This is a genomic window from Microbacterium sp. ZXX196 (assembly GCF_009709595.1).
Taxonomy (GTDB): Bacteria; Actinomycetota; Actinomycetes; order Actinomycetales; family Microbacteriaceae; genus Microbacterium; species Microbacterium excoecariae.
The window spans coordinates 1-231 of the sequence record NZ_WMEE01000552.1 but is presented as its reverse complement, the minus strand read 5'-3'; the positions used below and the strand labels follow the sequence as shown (position 1 = coordinate 231).

Here is a 231-nt window from a genome sequence, read left to right as displayed (position 1 = left end):
GAACTTCCCATTTTTTATTAGCTCTTATAATATGGGCAATTGAGTTCACCTTTGTTTGAACAAAAACCTTTGATTCCATTTGAAGTAGAAATTTATATAAATCCTTATTAACTTCCTTATCTTTACCACTCTTCTTTCTTCCAATGAAAATACAATGATTATAATCGTCGTAGTCTTCATCCAAAAATCGCATAATCCCAACATCGAAAAAATGGGATGCTAGAAATTGGG

General features: G+C 31.2%; 1 protein-coding gene. It reads right to left on the bottom strand.

Annotated features, from left to right (window positions below; all coding sequences use genetic code 11):
* On the bottom strand, positions 1 to 184 hold a 184-nt coding region (locus GJQ66_RS15110; RefSeq protein WP_230379709.1), incomplete at its 3' end, for a hypothetical protein.
* Positions 185 to 231: the final 47 nt, after the last annotated feature.